Below are 21,068 nucleotides of genomic sequence, written 5' to 3'. Positions count from 1 at the left end.
CCTCGATAAATTTTGTTTTTGGATCATGATCGTTATCCTATAAAATAACACCGTTGATGTCAATAGACGTTTCACCTGAACTTCAAACTCCTATGCGTTACTCGAAAGAGCACAAAGATCAGATACGGCAGCAGCTGCTGTCAAAGAGCGGGAGCTATGCGAAGAAGCATGGCTTTGCTGCGACTGGTGTGGATGCACTTGCGGGTGCGGCGGGCCTGACCACTGGTTCGTTGTACAAGCACTTTGACAACAAGACCGCTCTTTTCTCTGCGCTTATCGAAGCAGAACTGGATCGAACCCTGCATCGTTTTGCAAACGTGAAACCTGGCGACACCGACGCAATGCTCAAAGCGCTGGCAAGCTATCTCAGCATGCAGCACGTCCGATCGCCAGAGAGCGGGTGTCCACTCCCCTCCTTGACTGCAGAAATAGCACAGTCCACTGACGACGTACGTGCAGTATTCGAAACCGGAGTTCTTCAATTCAAAAACGTATTGAAGGAATTGACCGGATCGGACACCACCGCATGGACACTGATCGCCCAAAACGTCGGTGCCGTGATGATTGCGCGTGCCATGTCCCATGATTCCGTCAAGCGCGAAATAGTGAATGCCGTTCGGGCTGCGGGTGCGAATCTTCTGGTCAATACGCCTGATAAAGAGTAATTCACCGGCGGATGATGTGAGGCGCGCGTCGGACAGTTCGTTGTCACACGATGAGAACTTTCGCTCCGCTATCGCGGACGACAGGGTGAAGGTCCTCGGCGCCCAGGCAATGATCAAAACGGTTCCGACCAGGGCCGCAGTTCCAGTTCATGCGTCCAGGCGCTGCGCTGCTGCAGATGAACTTGCCAGTAGGTTTCCGCGATGGCGTCGATCGAGAGCAATCCATCCGGTCCCTTCTCATTCTGGCGATCAGGAAACGCCGAGAGCAAACGATCCCCCTCGATGCCACCGTCGATGACGATGTGAGCCACATGAATGCCTTTGGGGCCCAACTCACGCGCCATGCTTTGCGCGGTGGCACGCAGACCGGCTTTTGCCGCGGCAAATGCGGCGAACAACGCGCGTCCGCGCAGGGAACCCGAGGCTCCGGTAAAAAGAATCGTGCCCCTGCCGCGTGTCACCATGCGTCGCGCACTCTCCCTGCCCGTCAGGAAGCCACCGAGGCAATGCTCGCGCCATAAAGCTTCGAACGCACCCACTTCAAGTTCCAGAAATGCATCGCGCCGATTGGTACCCGCATTGTGCAAAACCAACTCAAGCGGCCCATGCGCTTCGGCAGTGGCGACGAATCTCGCTGCATCGGCTTCATTGGAGCCGTCCCCCACCACGGCTTGTGCCGATCCACCCGCACCGCGGATTTCCGCGACGACCTTGTCGAGCTTCTCCGGCGTACGTCCCGCCACCACCACATGCAAGCCCTCTCTGGCAAAACGTCTGGCGGCGGCGCCGCCCAGGCCCCGGCTCGCGCCGACGCCGACGATCAGTGCCGTTCCGTTTTCTTGACTCATCAGGATCTCCTCTTCACAACCCATGGTTAACTTTGCATAACGATCGCGGCTTCAAACGCGGCCTGGGTAATGGCTTATTTACGACTCAAGCCCAGTGCATCAAGCGTTTCTTTTTCCTGCCGCATGGTGTCGATGGCAAACTGGCGAAAGTCTTTTGAGCTGCGGTACTCGGGCTCCATGTCATAGCGCGCCAAGGCTTGCTTGAAATCAGGCAATTCCATGGCTTGCCTGAATGCAACATGCAGCTTTTCAATGATTGTTGGGTCAGTCCCCTTGGGAGCAACCAGGCCCCAATGAGAGGTCTGGCTCATGTTGATACCAACCTCCTGCAAAGTTGGCACGTTCGGAAAACTTGGCATCCGCTTGTGTCCCCACGTGACAAGCAAACGCATTTTGCCGTCCTTCACATGGGGGGCCCATGCAGACGTCTCCGCGCCCGAGTCGATTTGCCCGGCAAGCAATGCTTGCAACGACTCTGCTGATCCCTTGTAGGGAATGTGATTCAGTTGGATGGCAGCGGCTCTGGATATCCGCTCCATGGTCAGGTGATTGGTCGTGGCGACACCAGGGGTTCCATAAGTCAGTTGATTGGGTTTGGCCTTGGCTGCAGCCACATAGTCGTTCCAATTTTTGATGGGCGAAGACGATGGCACCACAATGCCGAATGCATAACCCGTAAGACCGATGATGTAAGTGAGGTCTTTGGATGGATCCCACTTGAGGTCGGTGGTGTAAGGGAGTCGATAAATTCCCAAAGAGGCGATGCCCAGGGTGTAACCATCATTGGGCGATGCTTGGAGAATGGTGGCGGGCATGGTGCCGCCAGCGCCCGGCTTGTTTTCGATGACAACCGCTTGCTTCAGAATTTTGGATGCACTTTCGGCCAACACCCTCATCGGTGCGTCTGTCGATCCTCCCGGTGCAAAACCAATGATGATTTTGATCGGGCGAGAGGGATAGGCGCTTGACTTCTCTTGTGCCTGCACCCCTTGAATTGAGACTATCGCGGCCAACACCGTGTAGAAAAGTGACGGTTTCATTTTCAGCATGCTGCCACCCTCAGAATTTCTTCCTCAACATCCCGAAGGCGATCTTTGCCAAAGTAGATCTCGTTTCCAACAAAAAAGGTGGGGGAACCAAAGGCGCCGCGTTCAGACGCAGCTTGTGTATTGGCAAGAAGCCCGTTCTTGACGTCGGGCAGTTGTGACGCTTCAAGCAAACTGTCGGCATCAATTCCCGCCGCCTTCAACACCGCGACGATCTCCGCCGGGTCATCCATGTTGCGCCCCTGCTCCCACATGGCTGAATACATCGCCTCCACGTAGGGCGCAAAGCTGCCGAGCTTTTGCGCTGCAACAGCCCCACGCATGATTTTGAGCGTATTGACGGGGAAAAACGGGTTGCGCTGAAACCGGGTCAAGTGGTGTTTGGCTACAAATCGTTTGACTTCGAGTGCATCGTAAGCCTGCTTGTTGGGAATGCCTGCAAATGCCTCTGCTGGAGAGCGGTTGTGGGTGAGCTTGAAGAGGCCGCCCAGCAGGATAGGAACGTACTCAAACTTGACACCGGTCCGGTCCTCGATTTCCGGGATCACCTTGTGGCAGAGGTAGGCGTTCGGACTTCCGAAGTCGAACATGAATTGAACTGCGGGCTTGGTCATGGGTGGGCTCCAATCATTTTCAGAAAATTTTTACAAATCGTCGCAGGTGCGTCACCAGGTTTCCATCCAGGGCCGCAATTCTGTTTCGTGCGTCCACGCATCGCGCGGCTGCATGTGTATCTGCCAGTAGGCCTCCGCGATGCTGTCCGGGTTCAGAATGCCTTGCTGTTCTTTCAGCTCGTAGCGTTCCGGAAAATTGGAGCGGATGAACTCGGTGTCAATCGCACCATCGATCACCGGGTGGGCCACGTGAATTCCTTTCGGCCAAAGTTCACGGGCCATGCTCTGGGCCAGCGCACGCAAAGCGTGTTTGGCGCCGGCGAAGGCTGCAAAGCCTTCACGTCCACGCAGGCTGGCGGTGGCACCGGTAAAGATGATGGTTCCACGGCCACGGGGCAGCATCACCTTGGCGGCCTCCCGTCCCATGAGGAAACCTGAAAAGCAAGCCATCTCCCACACTTTCTGGTAGACGCGCGACGTCGTTTCCGTGATCGGGAAGCGCACATTGGCGCCGATATTGAACACGGCAACTTCAATCGGCGCGATCTCCCGCTCGATCTTCTCGATGAGTCCGATCATCTCCTCTTCCTTGCGCGCATCGCTGCCAAAGCCGTGCGCCTCGCCGCCACTGCTACGGATCTGATTCACCAATGGTTGCAACTTCTCCTCGCTACGCCGGGTGACACAGGCCACATAACCCTCCCGCGCAAAGCGTCGCGCAATCGCACCGCCCGTGGCGTCACCGGCTCCGATGACGAGAATGGCTTTCTTTTCACTCATGCTCAACTCCTTTGTAACTGTTGCGGGTATTCAGGCGAAGTCTTCACCGAATCCTGTGCGGTCTTTTTCAAAACGTTTTTCAAAACCTTGCCTGTGGGTGCTGCTGGCAGCGCGTCCAGAAAACACACCTCGGTGGGCACTTTGTAAGGGGCTAATTTCTCTCGCAGGTACTGTTGCAGCGTCGCCGCATCGAGCGAACTTCCCTCACGTTTCTCGACGAATGCGACGACCTCTTCGTTATGCCCGACAGTGCGGCCCACAACGGCCGATTGCACAATGTCGCTGTGGGCATTGATCGCTTGCTCGACCTCGACCGGATACACGTTCAAACCGGAACGGATGATCAGTTCCTTGGTTCGTCCGACGATATTCAGCGCACCATCCAAATCGAATCGGGCCATATCGCCGGTGTTGAACCAGCCGTCAGTATTGATGGCTTCTGCCGTGGCTGCCGGATTCAGGTAGTAGCCTTTCATCAAGCCGGGACTTCTTGCCCAGAGCTCGCCCACGTCTCCCAGGGGAACATCGTGTCCCCGTGAATCCACGATGCGCACATTCACGCCGTCAATCGGGTGGCCCACTGCACAGTCACTGCGCGGAGCTTCTATGCGCGTTTGTGAAATCGTGGGGCCGCACTCCGTCAATCCATACCCGTTGTGCAAGGCCTGGCCGAAAGTAGCCTCGACTTCCGCCTTCAATGGCGCGGTCATGGGTGAACCGGCTGCTGCGAGGAAACGCACACTGTCGGTCTTGAGTACATGCCCCGTGCTGCGCGCCCATTCGAGCAGGCGCGCGTACATGGCTGGCACACCGACAAAGGAGGTAATTCCCTCTTCATCCAGCACGCGCGCTGTCTCGGCCGGTGTGAAGCGTGGTTCGAACAATACCGACGCACCGCCACACATCGAGCCAAGGAACTGCGTTGCAATGCCCACGACATGTGCCATGGGCAAAACGCAGTAGCTACGATCCCTCGGGGACAGACTGCGCATGCGCGCTGCGGATTTGGCAGTGAACATCAGGTTGGCATGGGTGAGCATCACGCCTTTGGGTGCGCCTGAGGTGCCGGAGGTGTAGATGATTGCCGCGACCTGCTCGGTTGCGCTGCTCGCGACGGGCTCTGCCCAGGTTTCACTGTCAAGTGGGCCCAGCTGCATTTCTCCGATCCCTGGCCATGTCACGGGCTGCGCGCCGTGACGCTCAGCATGCCGGGCTGCATCGCTCGAAACCGTGTGGGTATAGAGGACCCGGCGCGGGCGGGAGTGTTCGATGAAGACATCGATTTCACGGTCAGACAAGCGTGCATTGGACAGGATGCACCACGCGTCCATGCGACTCAGCGCAATGACCAGGACGCCCTGCGCGACACAGTTTTCGCCCACCACCAGGACCCGGTCACCCGCCCGGACGCCCACGCTTTTTAGCTCCAGCATGACCGCCGTGGCCACCTGATCCAGTTGCCCATAAGTCAACGCAAGGTTTGAATCCCGCAAGGCCGGTGCGTCGGGCTGAGATTGGATCCATCTGTCGAGCAGCTGGTGAATCCGCGTTATGGCACCAGGGTCCTGCACAGTTCCCGTCATGTGAGTCTTTCGTCGTGAGTTTGCGTGAATCAAAGGCAATCATATTCCGACTAGCGGTTTTTATTTCGACTAATACCGGATAATTCAAACTTTGAAACCGCTTGGCGGAACTTATAGAGATTCCGTGCTTTCTTGTTAACCCCATGAAATGATCGGCCCAACATGACTTCCCAGCCCAACGACACCAGGCAACACACCGAGGCACCGGGTCCCGCACCTGCAGAACGGGACGCGCGGGCGCAAACGGAGGGCAGTGACCGCCAATTCGTGACCGCACTGGCGCGGGGCCTGGAGGTTCTTCGCTGCTTCCGGTCAGGGGAAGAACGCCTTGGTAATCAGCAACTGGCTGAGCGCTGCGGGCTGCCCAAATCCACGGTGACGCGCCTGACCTATACATTGACCAAGATGGGCTATTTGCACCATGACCTGACATCGGGTCGTTACCGGCTGGGCATGGCGGCGCTGGGCATTGGCGGCTCGACCCTGGCGCGTCTGGAGGTCAAGGAGAAGAGTCGGACGGTATTGCAGGCCGTTGCCCAATCCACGGGTTTGCAGCTCTCGCTCGGTGTGCGGGACGATCTCGCGATGCTCTACGTGGACACTTTCCATGGAAATTCCATCGTCACCCTTCAATTGAATGTGGGTTCGCGCATTCCCATCGGCACCACAGCCATGGGAAAAGCCTGCCTGGCAGGCATGGATGAGATTTCCCGGCGCAATATCCTGGCACGCATTCGTGCACTGGATCCTGTCAATTGGCCAAAGATCAATGCCGGGATTCAACAGGCGGTCGCGGATCTTGCCGAACAGGGCTGCTGTGGATCATTCGGCGATTGGCGCGCGGAAGTCCACGGTATCGGAATTCCCCTGTGCCTGGGCAATGCCTTGCCCGACATGGTGATCACGGCCGCAGGCCCCGCGATGACGCGCAGTCGCGAGTCCTACATGGCGGAAGTACGGCCCCTGCTCATCGCGGCGGTGCAAGAGATCAAGCAACGACTCAGCGACTAATCCTGATCCTTCAAATTCAGCGCAAGAACATGATCGCGCACAACGCGCAGCAACGCATCGGACCGTTTGGTGTCCGTGAACACTCGTGAGAGTGTGAGTGCGCCGATCATGGCACTCACGGCAACCATGGCGTCTTCGTCATTTTCAGTGTTGAGCGTGCGGGCAATATTCGCAATGAAGCTTTCGACATGGGACTCCATGACCGAGCGCGTGCCCTCGTCGGATCGGCTCACCTCCGAGGCCAATGCGGCAATGGCGCATCCCGTCTCGCGGGAATCTCGATGGGTCCTGCTCAAATAGCCGCGAACCATCGTCGAATACCCGCGTGTTTTACCGGCATCCGCCGCAGCGCCCTTGAGTTCGCCTTCACTCAAGGCCAGCTCTATCGCCTCGGAAAGAAGCTCTGAGGACGACGCAAAGTGGCCGTAGAAGCCCCCATGCGTCAGATTGACACTGCGCATGAGTTTTCCAACGCTGATGGACGCAAGTCCGCCAGCTCGAATCTGCGTCGCAGCCTCCTTCAAGATTCGTTCGCGGCTGTTCGCCTTGTCCGCCTGTGAGTGCCCCATGAGATTACCCCTGATCTTCGATGCTTGATCGGGGTAATTTTATAGGGCGCCCCGGTCAAGCCCGAACTGAACAGCGCGCTACGCAAAAGAAGCGCTGCCGAACCAAGTGCGGTGGCGTGCCACTACCACCGCTCACCGAATGGGCGAATCTCCGTGAGGAACGACCATGCGGAGCGTGGCTGGTGCGCGATGTGCCAGGCCTCCTGTGCAATATCTTCCGGCTTGATGAAAAAATCATCTGAGGCATCTTTGTAGCGTTCGCGTGTCCAAGCCAGATCGATGACTGCGTCGATCATCAGATAGGCCACGTGGACACCCTTGGGTCCCATCTCGCGGGCCATTGATTCGGCCAGTATGCGTTGCGCTGCTTTGGTAGGTGCAAAACCGGCGAAGTTCGCCTTGCCCCGTACCGCAGAGGTGTTGCCCGTCACAAGCAGAGTGCCTCCTCCTGCGCGCTCCATCCGCGGTGCGGCCCATCGTGCCAGATGAAGAAGCCCCATGACGTTGATCTTGAAATTGCGTTCAAGTATCTCAGGCGCAATGTCCAGGAAGCTCCCAAATGCGCCACCCACAGCGTTGTGAATCACCACCGTGGGTGCGCCAACTTTGGCTTCCATGGAATCCAACGCATTTTCCAAGGCCTGCGGATCGGACACATCGCAAGGGACAGCGATCGATCCTGGCAATTCGTACTCCAGGGTTGCCAGTCTTTCCGCGTTGCGTGCCATCATGGCGACCTGGTAGCCACCCTCGTGAAAGCGTCGTGCAAGCGCAGAACCCGTGCCGGGACCCACACCAGTGATCAGAACCAGCGGCTTCATTGTTGAACCTCCAGCCTGTTGCGGACAAAGTCCAACCGGTCGTTGCCGAAATACATATCTTCGCCCACGAAGAACGTGGGCGCACCGAACACACCTCGCGCCGCAGCAGCGGCCGACAATTCGTCAAGGGCTTTGTCCAGCGCGGCGTCATCGATCATCGATTCAAGTGCTGCTTTATCGAAGCCAGCCTGCCCAAGAAGCGCTGCAATTTGTTCACTGGTTTCGAGCGGTGCGTGGTCACGCCATCGGGCATGAAAAATCGCCGCAGCAGCGCTCGTCATGTCCCCCAGTTGCCCGGCCGCCAATGTGGCACGCAGCAGCCGGCGAGCGTCGATCTCATTGGCTTTGGGATGTCGATTCAGCTGAACGCCATACAGCTCTGCCCAACGCTTGAGGTCCTTTTGCACATAACGGTTTTTTGCGCCGCAGATCACCGAGGTCGGTACGTTTTCCACGCGTTTCATGACATCCAGGATGTCAAACGGAACCATGATCAAATTCGCATTCAGATTGGCGAACTGTGTGAAAGCAAGGTAGCTGTATGGGCTTCGGTAATCAAAGTAGAACTCCAGCGAATTCATAGTTTCTCCACGGTGGTCTTTGTAGGTCGCGACGTAGTCCGCAACGGCGAAGCTCGTAATCTACATGATGACCATCATCCAGATGTGACGCGTGAGTGACTATCGTGGCGGGTATCGCCCAAGTTATTACACGGTCTTATGGATGAATGCGCGGAAATGCTGCTTCACCTGTCGCGCATGATTTACGCGCAGGTGTCCCTGCATTCGTGCGGTGATGAAGACGGGAGAGAGGGGAGAAACAGACGTCGATGTCGAGTCCGTTTGAAGACTGCACAGGAACGACATGGCGGGCGACGTGGTTGAGCACCGCCCGCGAAGGCCCCGAAATCATCGGGGCCTTGACGCTTACTTGGCGACGACGCGCACCATCTCCAGGCACTTGTTCGAATAGCCCCATTCGTTGTCGTACCAGCTCACCAGCTTGATGAAGGTACCGTCCAGTGCAATGCTGGCGTCGGCATCGAAGATGGAGGTGCGGGTGTCACCACGGAAGTCGGTGGCCACCACCTTGTCTTCGGTGTAACCCAGCACGCCTTTGAGCGCGCCTTCGGACTGGGCCTTGATCTCGGCACAGATTTCCTTGAGCGTGGCTTCCTTGTTCAGCTCCACCGTCAGGTCCACCACCGACACGTCGGACGTGGGCACGCGGAACGACATGCCGGTGAGCTTTTTGTTCAACTCGGGAATCACCACACCCACGGCCTTGGCTGCGCCCGTGCTGGAAGGAATGATGTTTTCCAGAATGCCGCGGCCGCCGCGCCAGTCTTTGTTGGAAGGACCATCGACGGTTTTTTGCGTGGCGGTCGCCGCGTGCACGGTGGTCATCAGGCCGCGCTTGATGCCCCATTTGTCGTTCACCACCTTGGCCAGAGGGGCCAGGCAGTTGGTGGTGCAGGAGGCGTTGGAGATAATGGCCTCGCCCTTGTAGGTGCCGTGGTTCACGCCGAACACGAACATCGGGGTGTCGTCCTTGGAAGGCGCAGACAGGATAACCTTCTTGGCACCCGCATCAATGTGCTTTTGCGCAGTGACCTTGTCCAGGAACAGGCCAGTGGACTCGATCACAACCTGGGCACCGACTTCGTTCCACTTCAGGTTGGCCGGGTCACGCTCTTGCGTCAGGCGAATTTTCTTGCCATTGACGACCAGGGTATTGCCTTCCACGGACACTTGGCCATCGAAGCGGCCATGCACGCTGTCGTATTGCAGCATGTAAGCCAGGTAGTCCGGCTCCAGCAAATCATTGATGCCAACGACTTCGATGTCGCTGAAGTTCTGCAGTGCAGAGCGCAACACGTTGCGTCCAATACGGCCAAAGCCGTTGATACCAATCTTGATCGTCATTTGCTTTTTCTCCAATGGTTGAAACTTGAAACCTGAGCGCTCGGGCAAGCGCAATTCTTACTTGCGCAGAACCTTTTCCACGGTGTCGGCCACATTCTCGGGCGTGAAGCCAAAATGCTTGAACAGCACCGGCGCCGGAGCCGATTCGCCATAAGTGTCGATACCGACCACAGCAGCACAGCCGTATTTCCACCAGCCCTCGGTGACACCCATTTCGACTGCAATGCGGGGCACGCCTGCGGGGAGCACGGCGCTCTTGTACGCCGCGTTCTGCTTGTCGAAGGTGGTGTTGCTGGGCATGGAGACCACGCGAACCGCTATCTTTCTGGTAGCCAGAAGTTCTTGCGCCTTGAGGGCCAACTGCACTTCAGAGCCTGTGGCGATGATCACGGCCTGGGCTTTTTTCTTCATGCCGACTTCGCTGGGCTCAGCCAGCACATAAGCACCCTTGCTGATGTCTTCCAGGCCGGACTTGGGGGCGTAATTGATGTTCTGGCGCGAAAGCAGCAGAGCCGTAGGCTTGCTCTTGTTCTGCAAAGCCACGGTCCAGGCCACGGCGGTTTCGGCGGTATCGCCCGGACGCCACACGTCCAGGTTCGGAATCAGGCGCAAGGACGCAGCGTGCTCGATGGACTGGTGCGTCGGGCCGTCTTCGCCCAGACCGATCGAATCATGCGTGAACACATGCACCACGCGCAGCTTCATCAGTGCGGCCATGCGCACCGCGTTGCGGCTGTAGTCGCTGAAGGTCAGAAAAGTACCACCGTAAGGGATGTAGCCGCCGTGCAGCGCAATGCCATTCATGATGGCGGCCATGCCGAACTCGCGCACACCGTAATTGATATGGCGCCCACCATTGCCTTCGCCCGTGATGGAGTCGAAGCGCAGATTGGGCGTGCTCTTGGTGTTGGTCAGGTTGGAGCCGGTCAGGTCGGCCGAGCCACCCAGCATTTCCGGCAGGGCCGCGGTAAACGATTCCAGCGCCAGCTGCGAGGCCTTGCGCGAGGCCACGGTTTCGGCCTTGGTGTGGGCCGCCACCACCGTGTCCACCGCCACCTGCACAAAATTCTTGGGCAACTCGCCCTTCATGCGGCGCACCAGTTCTTTGGCCAAGTCAGGGTGTGCGGCCTTGTAGGCTTCAAACCGGTCGTTCCAGCTTTGCTCGGCGGCAGCACCGGCGGCTTTCGCGTCCCACGCGGCATAGACTTCTTGCGGAATGACAAAGGGCTTGTGCGGCCAGCCCAGCGACTCGCGGGTCAACTGGATTTCTTCGGCGCCCAAGGGCTCGCCGTGGGCCTTGGCGGTGTTGGCGCGGTTCGGGCTGCCTTTGCCAATGTGTGTTTTGCAGATGATCAGGGTCGGCCGGTCGGTTGACTTCTTGGCTTCGGCCAGGGTGCTGGCCACCAGTTCCGCATCGTGACCATTGATCGGGCCGAGCACGTTCCAGCCGCAGGCGACAAAACGCAAGGAGGTCTGGTCGATGAACCAGGGGGCCACCTGGCCATCAATGGAGATGCCGTTATCGTCGTACAGGGCCACCAGCTTGTTCAGTTTCCAGGCACCGGCCAGAGCGACGGCTTCGTGGCTGATGCCTTCCATCAGGCAACCATCGCCCAGGAAGGCGAAGGTGTTGTGGTCCACAACGGTGTGGCCTTCGCGGTTGAATTCCTTGGCCAGCAGCTTCTCTGCCAGTGCCATGCCCACGGCGTTGGTGATGCCCTGGCCGAGCGGGCCGGTGGTGGTTTCCACGCCGGGGGTAACGCCCACTTCAGGGTGGCCTGCGGTTTTGCTGTGCAGTTGGCGGAATTTCTTCAACTCGGCCATGGGCAGCTTGTAGCCGGTGAGGTGCAACACCGCGTACAGCAGCATGGAGCCATGGCCATTGCTCAGAACAAAACGGTCGCGGTCAAACCAGTTGGGATTGGCGGGGTTGTGCTTGAGGTGCTGGCCCCACAGAGCGACAGCCATATCGGCCATGCCCATGGGTGCACCGGGATGACCCGAGTTGGCAGCCTGGACGGCATCCATCGTCAAAGCGCGAATCGCATTGGCCATGTCGGCGCGGTTTGCGCTGCTAGTTTGTTCTGTATCAGCCATCTGTGCCAACTCCGGAAGTTCTGGGGGGTAGGGGGAAACCCGGTATTTTACCGGGCGCCGCCGAAGACCCGGTTTACGGCCATGGCCGGGGCAAGCGCGGCCTGCAATGCGTATAGTCTCACCCATGCAAGGACTTCATCTGACCGCCGATCTTCACCAGTGCCGCTGTGCCCCGCTGTGGCTCACCGACGCGGCTCTTTTAGGCGAGCGCTGCGTGCGGGCCGTCACAGCGGCGGGGCTGCAAGCGGTGGCGCAGGTGTTTCACACCTTTCCCGCCACCGCGCAGGGTCCCGGTGGCGTGACAGCCACGGTGCTGCTGGCCGAGTCGCACCTGTGCGTGCACACTTGGCCCGAGCAGCGCGCCGTGACGCTCGACGTGTATGTGTGCAACTTTGGTGGCGATCACTCCGCCAAGGCCCACGCGCTGCTGGACACGCTGGTCGCCCTGTTCGAACCCGGCCACACGGAACACCACCGCCTGACACGGGGAGCGCTTGCCGCATGAGTCCCATCATCGCCATGATCCTGGCCGCCGGGCGCGGCGAACGCATGCGTCCGCTGACAGACCACACGCCCAAACCGCTGTTGCAGGTGGGGGGCAAACCACTGATGCAGTGGCCATTGGAAGCGTTGGGACGCGGGGGCTTTAACCAGGTGGTGGTGAACACGGCTTGGCTGGGTGACCAGATCTCCCAGACGTTTGGGCATGATTTCATTCTCCAGCCAGCGTCAAATAGGCCCCATACGCTATCAAAACAAGAGCGAATGACGATCAACTACTCCCACGAAGGCTTGGACTTTGGTGGGGCGCTGGAAACCGCCGGGGGCATCGTGCGCGCCTTGCCACGCTTGGGCGAGGTGTTCTGGGTGCTGGCCGGCGACGTGTTTGCCCCCGATTTCATGTTTTCACCCGATGCGGTGCGGCGCTTTGCCGCCAGCGGCAAACTGGCCCACATCTGGCTCGTGCCCAACCCGGCACACAACCTCAAAGGCGATTTCGGCATGGCACCTGATGGTCTGGCCTTGAATCAGGCCGAGGTGAAATACACCTACTCCACCATCGGCCTGTACCGAAGCGCTCTGTTTGCGCCCCCGTTTTGCGGCATCCCCAAAGGCAACCCTGATGGCATCAAAGCGCCGCTGGCCCCGCTGCTGCGCGCAGCCATGGCGCAGGGTCTGGTCAGCGCCGAAATGTATACCGGCGACTGGACCGATGTCGGAACCCCCGAGCGACTCCAGTTCCTGAATCAAAACCGTGCCTTGCGCCAGGCACAACCCCATCCATGAGCACCACCCCCATGACATCCCCCTACGCCCAACGCCGCGCCCTGCTTGCCACCCAACTGGGCAACGATGGCGTTGCCATCATCCCCACCGCGCCCGAACAGGTGCGCAACCGCGACGCCGATTTTTTGTACCGGCACGACAGCTACTTCTACTACCTGACCGGTTTCAAGGAACCCAACGCCACGCTGGTCATCACGGGCGACGGCAAGAGCACCCTGTTCTGTGCGCCCAAAGACGCGGAGCGCGAAATCTGGGACGGCTACCGACTGGGGCCTGAGGCCGCACCGGCGGCGCTGGGCGTGGACACTGCGTTTTCCATCACCGAGCTGGACACGCAAGCGCCCAGGCTGCTGGACTGCCACAAAGTGGTGTGGTACCCCTTTGCCACGCACAAAGGCCTGGAAACGCGTGTGGACGGCTGGCTGGGCAGCCTGCGGGCCCGCGTGCGCTTTGGCGCCTTGTGTCCCGACCAACAGCGCGACCTGTGCAGCATTCTGGACGAAATGCGCCTGATCAAAGACCTGGGCGAGCAGGCCATCATGCGCCGCGCCGGACAAATCAGTGCGGGCGCCCATATCCGGGCCATGCAATTGTGCGCGCGCATGCTGCGCGAAGGTCAGGACGTGCGTGAGTACCATCTGGACGCCGAACTGCTGCACGAGTTCCGCCGTCTTGGCTCGCAACACCCGGCCTATGGCTCCATTGTTGCGGCCGGTGCCAACGCCTGTGTGCTGCACTACCGGGCCGACGACGCGCCCATTCGCGATGGCGAGCTGGTATTGATCGATGCCGCCTGCGAACTGGACGGTTATGCCTCCGACATCACCCGCACCTTCCCCGCCAATGGCAAATTCACCGGGCCGCAGCGCACGCTTTACGACCTGGTGCTGGCTTCGCAGGAAGCCGCGGTGACCGCCACCCGAGCCGGTGCCCGCTTCACCGACCCGCACGATGCCAGCGTGAAAGTGCTGGCGCAAGGCATGCTGGACGTGGGTCTGCTGGATGGAAACAAGGTGGGCAGCGTGGACGACGTGATCGAGAAGCGTGCCTACTTCCAGTTCTATATGCACCGCACCGGCCATTGGCTGGGCATGGACGTGCATGACTGCGGCGGCTATCTGGAGCCGTCCGAACTGGGCCAGACCAGCGAACGCAAGGACGCACTCACGGGCGAGGTCATCATCAACCGACCGGCACGCGTATTGCACCCTGGCATGGTGCTGACCATTGAGCCCGGCATCTATGTGCGACCGGCCGCTGGCGTGCCCGAGCAGTTCCACAACATCGGCATCCGCATTGAAGACGACGCCATCGTGACCGCGACCGGGTGCGAACTGGTGAGCCGTGGGGTACCGGTGAAAGCCGATGAGATCGAGGCCCTGATGCGGGCTTGAGAAGCCGCGACCAAGCCGACCCTCTCAACCCTTAGCGGGCGGTTTGCATGCGCAGGCGCCGCGCCGCGTCCTCGGCACTGGCGTCGCGAATCTCGCGCATCACGCCGCCGACATCCACCGCACCTTGTTGGCGCTCAAAGCGCCCCGTCAGCACCACCTCGGTGTGCAACAGGCCGCGCTGGTACAGGTCCCAGATTTCATGGCCGTAGTCGGTGTTCAGCAACTCGGGGGCAAAACGGCCGAAAAAACCGCGCAGGTTATCTACGTCGCGCAGCAGCATGCGCTTGGCGTGGTTGTTGCCAGCGGCATCCACGGCCTGGGGCAAGTCGATGATCACCGGGCCATCTGCACCCAGCAGAATGTTGAATTCGGACAGGTCCCCATGAACCACCCCGGCAGCACTCAGCATGCGCACAACTTGCGTCACAAGCGTCGCGTGGTGCGCACGGGCCTGCTCCGGCGTGAACACCACATCATTGAGTCTTGGCGCGGCGTCGCCGTGCTCGTCCGTCACCAGTTCCATCAGCAGCACACCGTCACAAAAATTGTACGGTTTGGGCACGCGCACGCCGGCATCTGCCAGGCGGTACAAAGCATCAACCTCGGCGCTTTGCCAGGCCGCCTCCTGAGCCTCGCGACCAAAGCGGGTGCCCTTGGCCATGGCGCGAGCCTGGCGCGAGTTCTTGACTTTGCGGTTCTCGGTGTAGTCCACCGCCTGACGAAAGCTGCGGTGCGTGGCCTCCTTGTAGACCTTGGCACAGCGTGTCTCCTCGCCGCAGCGCACCACATACACCAAGGCTTCCTTGCCGCTCATCAACTGGCGCACGACCGTGTCGATCAGGCCCTCTTCGATCAAGGATTGCAGTCTCTGGGGGGTCTTCATGGACACCATTTTGCACTGGTGCGAGATCGCAAATCCATGATTTGAGGTCCATTCTTCAAATATCGCCGGCTTTGCCCCCCTATCTGTGAGGTCTTCGCCTCTCTGGCCTGCGTATATTCGGTGCCACGGCTTACGGATTCATGCGAACACAATTTGAATACAACCATCCATATGACTAGCCTTGCAGAACAAAGACCACAGGAGATTGAAATTGCATCCAGCGATGCCCCCCGCAATTCATTGCTGGAAGAAGGCAATTTCAAACGATTGATGAATATCCAGGGCTGGTGGGTAGATACGGCCCGCTTCGACAACGACCCGCTCTATGCCAGCGAGTTGGTGCGGTTTGCCACTGCATCACAGTCTTTCGCCTTGCGCGAGTCCGCCACACTGCTGCAAGCGCAGATGGGCGACCCGCTCACGGAAACCGCAAGTCTGTATGCCTGTACGCGTCCCTACATGGAGCAACGCGAGCAGTTCAACAGCCCAATGCCTTGTAGGCCTCTTTCTTGAAAACAAATGTATAGGGATTGCCAAATCCCATATGCCGCTGGGTCATCAACACTGCGGCAATGCCCATGCGCGGGTTGTACCACCAGATAGTGCCCGCCAGTCCGCCCCAGCCCACTTCGCTGACCACATTCGCAGGTTCGGAACGATCCGGGGCGATCGCAATCGCCGACCCCAGACCAAAACCACGCCAGGTCATGGGCGGCATGTTGGCAAATTGCACGCTCAGGTGCGCAGGCAACTGGTTCTGACCCATCAGCGCCATGGTCTGCGGCTTCAGCAGATTCGGGCCTCCTGGCAACAGACTCTGCAAAAATTTCACCGTATCGTCCAGCGTGGACACCAAACCACCACCACCAGCCTCGTTAGGAACCCTAGCCAGATAGGCACCAGGGTACGGGCGCGAATCCAGCCGGCTCAGTCCCGGCTTCATGGGATCCAGCAGATCCGCCCCGACATAGAGGGCACAGAAACGCTCACGCTTCTCGGGGGGTACCCAGAAGTCGGTGTCGTGCATGCCCAGCGGCCCGAAAATACGCCGGGCAAGAAAGGCGCCAAAGCGCTCGCCCGACACAACTTCCACCAGCCGTGCCACAACGTCAGTGGCTACCGAATACTGCCATTGAGTTCCAGGATGAAAGGAGAGCGGAAGCGTCCCGATCACCGTCATCTGCTCAGCCAGTGTGCGGGTCGGGTTGAGCACGCCGGCCTGGTTGTACGCCTGAAACATGACGCTTCCAGGATCAAAAATGCCGTAGGAGAGCCCCGACGTGTGGGTCATCAAGTGCCGGATCGTGATCGGACCTTTTGCAGGTTCTGTATCGTCAATGCGCGTGGCACCGGAACGCAACACCTGCCTGTCGCGCAGCTCGGGGATGTAGGTCTCAATCGGATCATCGAGTCCAAACTTGCCCTCGTCGTAAAGTAGCAACGCAGCACAGCTGGTGATCAGCTTGGTGTTGGAGAAGATGCGAAAAATATGATCTTCGCGCAGGGGGATCGAAGCCTCCCGGTCCGCATGGCCATAGCAGAATCGATCGACGACGTCACGGCCCCGCAACAGCGCATATGAAACACCCGGAAGGTATTGCTGGTCAACCTGGGACCGCATGGCGGCATGCAGATGTTCGAAGTTGGCACTGGACATCGGGTCTCCTCTTAGTTATTGGGGCAGGAAAGCATTATGGTGCGGCTTCTAAAATGGCACCATGGACCCCGGTGCAGCCCCCGCCTCACGAAACCAACGCCTTTTTCTGGCACTTTGGCCCGACGAGGGCGTGCGCAAGCAACTGATCACGCACGCAGGTCAATGGATCTGGCCCTTGGCTTGTGCGCGCTACGCGCCGGCCGACTGGCATGTGACCTTGCATTTCATCGGCCATGTGGATGCCGATCGTGTGGTCGGCATCGCGGCCCGTGCCGCGGTGCCCATCCAGCCGTTCCAGTTGATCCTGGACCAGCCCGGACTTTGGCAACACGGATTGGCGGTACTTTGTGCGTCCGAGGTGCCACCGGCCCTGCGCGCCCTGTACGACCAACTGGGCGACACACTGCACGGGCTGGATCTGTCCGTCGATACACGACCCTATCAACCCCACATCACATTGGCCCGGCGTGCTGCCGGTGCAATCCTGCCAATGGCACCGGCGCCAGTGGTTTGGCCGGTCAGCAATTTTGCGCTGGTGGTGTCCGTGCAGGAAAAAGGCCATCGCTATCAAGTGATCCGCCGGTACCACTGAAAATGTGCGGCGATTCGGCTTGCCGGAACCGGCCGTGGTTAACCAGCGCTTCGGCCATGCGCAGTTGCGCTTTATCCGTCACACCCGTGAAGCTGACTGGCTGCGCGTGACGGAGCACAAGGGGTTCGAAGCTGCGCAGCCATTGATCGGACAACTCTGCGCCGGTCGTGTGGACCCCCAACAGGGTCATGTGGTCACTCTGAGCGCCTGAGTTGCCTTGCGGTCGATGAATTTCGTACACTGCGCGGCTGTGATGGAACGACCTTGTCGGGAGATGACCCATGGCTGGATTTTTGGACCCCTGCGAATTGCTCGCCACGCAAAGGCAGCTGCGCGTTCAGTTGCTGGACCGGAAAAACGCCATCAGCTGGCCCACTGGCCGTGAGTTGGCGGCACGGCTGCTGCTTCAGCTTGATGATGCGCCAGCCTGCTGGCAATTGTCGGCTGACTGGATCCGCGATGCCTTCGATGTAGAGCGCGTGGATGGTGGCACGGGCAGCCCGAATGCCCTGACCTACCTGCCGGCTCACGCCGAATCCCGCAGCAAAAAAATGGCCGTGACCTCTCTGCAAGGTGTGCGTATCAGCAACAGCGATCCGGCCGTGATCCGGCTATGGCAGTCTCCTCACCCTGTGGTCTTTCCCGATATTTCGCAGGAGAAGCTTTTTCGCAATGATTTGCGCCAGAGCTTGTTATCGGTGGGCACGCGGTCCAAGATCGCAGTGGCCTTGCAGCACCAGGGGCACCGCTTTGGTCTGCTGTGCATCGACCACATCGGTCGGACTTGCGACTGGCATGCAGAGCAGTACGCGCGTTTCGACAGCCTGGCGCGCGAGGTGCTGGGGCCGATCCTGCGGGCGTCTTCACGACTGACCCTGCAGGAGGAGGACGGGGCCTCGTCCGGCGTGCCGCGGCTTACGCCCGCCGAAGTCAAGGTGGCGAGTTTGGCTGCCTCCGGACTGAGCTACAAGGAGATCGCCCGAAGCCTGAACCGCTCATTTTCCACGGTGGACCACCAATTGCGCAGCATCCGGCAAAAGTTGGGGGTGCACTCCCATGCGCAGTTGATCGTGGCGCATCGCGAATCTTCGCGATAGACGCGCCAGGGCGCACTGTCTATGGTTGCGCGGTCGGAAAGAGGTGCTTTCCGATCCAGCAACTTTAACTTCACGGAGACAGAACATGACCACCATGCCCCCCACCGCCATCCCCGGTATTCCCACGGTTGACCTGCGCAACGTAGCCGATTTGCCCTTTGTGACCTTCATGGAAGGTCTGGATATCCAGGTATTGCAAATCGATGTGGAAGCCGGCCTTTGGGTCGTTCGCGCACGCTTTGCACCCGGCGTCACATTGCAGCGCCACAAACACACTGGCGAGGTGTTCGCAATCACATTTTCCGGATCCTGGAAGTACCTGGAATATCCGGAAGTGAACGTTGCCGGCTCTTATCTGTTCGAGCCTGCCGGTTCTATCCACACCTTCCACGTACCCGCCACCAACACCGAAACCACGGAGGCCTGGTTCGCCATCCGCGGGGCCAACCTGAACCTCAACGACAAGGGCGATGTCGAAAGCGTGTGGGATGCGCAGTTCATTCTGGACACCTACCTCGCCCTGTGCGAGCAGGCCGGGCATCCACGGCCCCAGGTCATCGGTATCTAAGCCGCTTAAGCCCCGCTTTGCGCGATGGCGCGTTGATAGGCGGGGCGCGCTTCGATGAGGTCAACGAAGCGGCCCAGGTTGGGGTAGGCATCACGGCCAGCGCCCCGAAGTGCGACCTGGGCCACAAAGGACAGTTGCACATCCGCGCCGGTCAATGAGTTGCCCACGAAGTAGTCACGCTGGTTCAATTCCCGATCCAGGTAGCCCAGGTGATTCTGCAGCTCGCTTTCAATGCGGGGGTGCAGCGGTGCGCCCGCGTCACCCAGCCGACCCACGTAGAGCTTGAGCATCAAAGGCAGCATGGCAGACCCTTCGGCGTAGTGCAGAAATTGCATGTACCGGTTGTAGTCCGCTGTGCCCATCGCAGGGGCGAAGCGCCCTTTGCCATATTGGCGCACCAGGTATTCGATGATGGCGCCCGACTCAATGACCAGCTCATCCTTGTCGCGCAACACAGGTGCTTTGCCCAGGGGATGAATGGCCATGAGCTCTGGCGGTGCCAGGCGCGTCCTGGCATCACGCTGGTAACTGATCACCTCATAGGGTTCGCCCAGTTCCTCGAGCATCCAGGTGATGCGACGCGAGCGGGATTCATTCAGGTGGTGGATTTCGATCATGGGTTTTCCTCGGGTTGAATAAACGGGATGTGGTCTTGCAGGCTGGCGCTGCGCTTGAATTGCTCGGTGGCCGCCACCAGAGCGCGAACAATACCGGGCTCGAAGGCGGCGTGGCCAGCGCCTTCGACCATCTGGAATGTGGCTTGTGGCCAGGCCTGGTGCAAGCGCCAGGCGGAGGCCGGCGGGCATACCACGTCGTAACGACCCTGGATGATGACAGCAGGCAAGTGACGAATGCGGTCGACGTTGCGAATCAACTGGTCCTCGTCCAGAAAGCCCTTGTTCAGAAAGTAGTGGGCCTCCAGCCGACCAACGCCCAGAGCGACCCGGTCTGACTCCAGTTCATCCGCCATCTCCGGCTGCGGCAACAGGTGCAGACAGCTGCCCTCGTAACGGCTCCATGCGCGTGCCGCCAACAGATTTTCCGACGCATCGTCGCTGAACAGGCGTCTGGCATAGGCCCGCAGCAGGTCGCCGCGCTCCGGCTCGGGAATGGGTGCTGCAAATCGGGCATGCTCCTGCGGAAAGAACCAGCCAATGCCATTCATGAACCAGTCTATTTCGGTCGGCGTGCACAAGAAAATGCCCCGCAAAATGAAACCGGTGCACCGCTGGGGATGTGCTTCACCATAGGCCAGGGCCAGTGTGGAGCCCCAGGACCCGCCAAACACCAGCCACGCCTCTATGTCCAACATCGTGCGCAATTGCTCAATGTCCTGCAGCAGCAACTGTGTGGTGTTCTGGCGGAACTCGCCCAGCGGCGTCGACTGGCCAGCACCACGCTGATCAAACAGCACAATGCGGTAGTGCGCCGGGTCGAATAACTGCCGATGCCTGGGCGAGAGGCCGGCGCCTGGCCCACCGTGCAGGAACAGCACCGGCACACCCCGGGGGTTGCCGCACTCTTCCCAATACACAGTGTGCAGGGCATCCACCGCCAGCCGGCCGCTACGGTAGGGCTCAAGCGGCGGGTAGACCGCCACGGCAGCAACCAGGTCGCTCATTGCAGCAAAC

24 protein-coding genes are annotated in these 21,068 nt (G+C 59.6%); 10 read left to right on the top strand and 14 right to left on the bottom strand.

What is annotated here, in order from left to right; translation table 11 throughout:
- Positions 1 to 56: 56 nt before the first annotated feature.
- Positions 57 to 665 (top strand): TetR/AcrR family transcriptional regulator, encoded by a 609-nt coding sequence (locus tag IV109_RS12710; RefSeq protein WP_296696976.1) that lies wholly within the window; start codon positions 57 to 59, stop codon positions 663 to 665.
- A gap of 113 nt (positions 666 to 778) precedes the next feature.
- On the opposite strand, the gene IV109_RS12705 is transcribed toward IV109_RS12710, so the two are convergent.
- The 5 genes from IV109_RS12705 to IV109_RS12685 form a co-directional block, all read right to left on the bottom strand.
- Positions 779 to 1,513, bottom strand: coding sequence for an SDR family NAD(P)-dependent oxidoreductase (locus IV109_RS12705; protein ID WP_296696975.1), 735 nt, complete (start codon positions 1,511 to 1,513; stop codon positions 779 to 781).
- A gap of 74 nt (positions 1,514 to 1,587) precedes the next feature.
- Positions 1,588 to 2,562 carry a tripartite tricarboxylate transporter substrate binding protein gene (locus IV109_RS12700; protein WP_296696972.1) on the bottom strand — a complete coding sequence of 325 codons (975 nt, stop codon included), beginning with the start codon at positions 2,560 to 2,562 and terminating at the stop codon, positions 1,588 to 1,590.
- Positions 2,556 to 3,173: a 2-hydroxychromene-2-carboxylate isomerase gene (locus tag IV109_RS12695; RefSeq protein ID WP_296696970.1), complete on the bottom strand. Its 618-nt coding sequence runs from the start codon at positions 3,171 to 3,173 to the stop codon at positions 2,556 to 2,558. Before IV109_RS12695 ends, IV109_RS12700 begins: the two co-directional genes overlap by 7 nt.
- A 51-nt stretch (positions 3,174 to 3,224) precedes the next feature.
- On the bottom strand, positions 3,225 to 3,953 hold the full coding sequence (locus IV109_RS12690; protein WP_296696968.1) for an SDR family oxidoreductase: 729 nt from the start codon (positions 3,951 to 3,953) through the stop codon (positions 3,225 to 3,227).
- 2 nt (positions 3,954 to 3,955) lie between these two features.
- Complete coding sequence (locus tag IV109_RS12685) at positions 3,956 to 5,536, bottom strand: AMP-binding protein (RefSeq protein WP_296696966.1); 1,581 nt, start codon at positions 5,534 to 5,536, stop codon at positions 3,956 to 3,958.
- A gap of 162 nt (positions 5,537 to 5,698) precedes the next feature.
- Between IV109_RS12685 and IV109_RS12680 the strand changes: the two genes are divergently transcribed.
- The gene (locus IV109_RS12680) at positions 5,699 to 6,547 is read left to right on the top strand and encodes an IclR family transcriptional regulator (protein WP_296696964.1); all 849 of its coding nucleotides are present in this window, start codon (positions 5,699 to 5,701) and stop codon (positions 6,545 to 6,547) included.
- Here the strand turns inward: IV109_RS12680 and IV109_RS12675 are convergent.
- The 5 genes from IV109_RS12675 to tkt form a co-directional block, all read right to left on the bottom strand.
- Positions 6,544 to 7,116, bottom strand: coding sequence for a TetR/AcrR family transcriptional regulator (locus IV109_RS12675; RefSeq protein WP_296696961.1), 573 nt, complete (start codon positions 7,114 to 7,116; stop codon positions 6,544 to 6,546). The genes IV109_RS12680 and IV109_RS12675 overlap by 4 nt on opposite strands.
- Positions 7,117 to 7,238: 122 nt before the next feature.
- The gene (locus tag IV109_RS12670) at positions 7,239 to 7,937 is read right to left on the bottom strand and encodes an SDR family NAD(P)-dependent oxidoreductase (protein ID WP_296696960.1); all 699 of its coding nucleotides are present in this window, start codon (positions 7,935 to 7,937) and stop codon (positions 7,239 to 7,241) included.
- Positions 7,934 to 8,518 (bottom strand): 2-hydroxychromene-2-carboxylate isomerase, encoded by a 585-nt coding sequence (locus IV109_RS12665; RefSeq protein WP_296696958.1) that lies wholly within the window; start codon positions 8,516 to 8,518, stop codon positions 7,934 to 7,936. The genes IV109_RS12670 and IV109_RS12665 overlap by 4 nt, the downstream gene beginning before the upstream one ends.
- A gap of 345 nt (positions 8,519 to 8,863) precedes the next feature.
- Positions 8,864 to 9,862, bottom strand: a complete 999-nt coding sequence (gene gap / locus IV109_RS12660) for a type I glyceraldehyde-3-phosphate dehydrogenase (RefSeq protein ID WP_296696956.1) — start codon at positions 9,860 to 9,862, stop codon at positions 8,864 to 8,866.
- 57 nt (positions 9,863 to 9,919) lie between these two features.
- Positions 9,920 to 11,959: a transketolase gene (tkt, locus tag IV109_RS12655; RefSeq protein WP_296696953.1), complete on the bottom strand. Its 2,040-nt coding sequence runs from the start codon at positions 11,957 to 11,959 to the stop codon at positions 9,920 to 9,922.
- 124 nt (positions 11,960 to 12,083) lie between these two features.
- On the opposite strand from tkt, the gene speD reads away from it, so the two are divergent.
- Genes speD through IV109_RS12640 form a run of 3 tightly spaced genes read left to right on the top strand, consistent with a single transcriptional unit; the run spans position 12,084 to position 14,640 of the window.
- The gene (gene speD / locus IV109_RS12650; protein ID WP_296696950.1) at positions 12,084 to 12,464 is read left to right on the top strand and encodes an adenosylmethionine decarboxylase; all 381 of its coding nucleotides are present in this window, start codon (positions 12,084 to 12,086) and stop codon (positions 12,462 to 12,464) included.
- 14 nt (positions 12,465 to 12,478) lie between these two features.
- Entirely contained in the window at positions 12,479 to 13,246 is a 768-nt protein-coding gene (locus IV109_RS12645) for a nucleotidyltransferase family protein (RefSeq protein ID WP_296697153.1), read from the top strand.
- On the top strand, positions 13,243 to 14,640 hold the full coding sequence (locus tag IV109_RS12640; RefSeq protein ID WP_296696948.1) for an aminopeptidase P N-terminal domain-containing protein: 1,398 nt from the start codon (positions 13,243 to 13,245) through the stop codon (positions 14,638 to 14,640). The genes IV109_RS12645 and IV109_RS12640 overlap by 4 nt, the downstream gene beginning before the upstream one ends.
- A gap of 31 nt (positions 14,641 to 14,671) precedes the next feature.
- On the opposite strand, the gene IV109_RS12635 is transcribed toward IV109_RS12640, so the two are convergent.
- Entirely contained in the window at positions 14,672 to 15,523 is an 852-nt protein-coding gene (locus tag IV109_RS12635) for a PA4780 family RIO1-like protein kinase (protein ID WP_296696946.1), read from the bottom strand.
- 171 nt (positions 15,524 to 15,694) lie between these two features.
- Here IV109_RS12635 and IV109_RS12630 point away from each other — a divergent pair, with 171 nt between their 5' ends.
- Positions 15,695 to 16,036 carry a hypothetical protein gene (locus IV109_RS12630; protein WP_296696944.1) on the top strand — a complete coding sequence of 114 codons (342 nt, stop codon included), beginning with the start codon at positions 15,695 to 15,697 and terminating at the stop codon, positions 16,034 to 16,036.
- On the opposite strand, the gene IV109_RS12625 is transcribed toward IV109_RS12630, so the two are convergent.
- The gene (locus IV109_RS12625) at positions 16,002 to 17,180 is read right to left on the bottom strand and encodes a serine hydrolase domain-containing protein (RefSeq protein WP_296696940.1); all 1,179 of its coding nucleotides are present in this window, start codon (positions 17,178 to 17,180) and stop codon (positions 16,002 to 16,004) included. The genes IV109_RS12630 and IV109_RS12625 overlap by 35 nt on opposite strands.
- 61 nt (positions 17,181 to 17,241) lie before the next feature.
- On the opposite strand from IV109_RS12625, the gene thpR reads away from it, so the two are divergent.
- From thpR to IV109_RS12605, 4 genes are all read left to right on the top strand, one after another.
- Positions 17,242 to 17,772, top strand: a complete 531-nt coding sequence (gene thpR / locus IV109_RS12620) for an RNA 2',3'-cyclic phosphodiesterase (protein ID WP_296696938.1) — start codon at positions 17,242 to 17,244, stop codon at positions 17,770 to 17,772.
- A 34-nt stretch (positions 17,773 to 17,806) separates the two neighbouring features.
- Positions 17,807 to 17,983: a hypothetical protein gene (locus tag IV109_RS12615; RefSeq protein WP_296696936.1), complete on the top strand. Its 177-nt coding sequence runs from the start codon at positions 17,807 to 17,809 to the stop codon at positions 17,981 to 17,983.
- A gap of 70 nt (positions 17,984 to 18,053) precedes the next feature.
- Complete coding sequence (locus tag IV109_RS12610) at positions 18,054 to 18,869, top strand: LuxR family transcriptional regulator (RefSeq protein WP_296696933.1); 816 nt, start codon at positions 18,054 to 18,056, stop codon at positions 18,867 to 18,869.
- Between the two features lie 85 nt (positions 18,870 to 18,954).
- On the top strand, positions 18,955 to 19,437 hold the full coding sequence (locus IV109_RS12605; RefSeq protein WP_296696931.1) for a 2,4'-dihydroxyacetophenone dioxygenase family protein: 483 nt from the start codon (positions 18,955 to 18,957) through the stop codon (positions 19,435 to 19,437).
- A gap of 5 nt (positions 19,438 to 19,442) precedes the next feature.
- Here IV109_RS12605 and IV109_RS12600 read toward each other — a convergent pair whose 3' ends face one another.
- Together IV109_RS12600 and pip are read right to left on the bottom strand one after the other, a co-directional pair.
- Positions 19,443 to 20,054 carry a glutathione S-transferase gene (locus tag IV109_RS12600; RefSeq protein ID WP_296696929.1) on the bottom strand — a complete coding sequence of 204 codons (612 nt, stop codon included), beginning with the start codon at positions 20,052 to 20,054 and terminating at the stop codon, positions 19,443 to 19,445.
- On the bottom strand, positions 20,051 to 21,058 hold the full coding sequence (gene pip, locus IV109_RS12595; protein WP_296696927.1) for a prolyl aminopeptidase: 1,008 nt from the start codon (positions 21,056 to 21,058) through the stop codon (positions 20,051 to 20,053). The genes IV109_RS12600 and pip overlap by 4 nt, the downstream gene beginning before the upstream one ends.
- Between the last annotated feature and the right edge of the window lie 10 nt (positions 21,059 to 21,068).

Source organism: Rhodoferax sp. (assembly GCF_018780565.1).
Lineage (GTDB): Bacteria > Pseudomonadota > Gammaproteobacteria > Burkholderiales > Burkholderiaceae_C > Rhodoferax.
The sequence above is the reverse complement of the archived record's forward strand: the minus strand, read 5'-3'. Positions and strand labels throughout refer to the sequence as shown.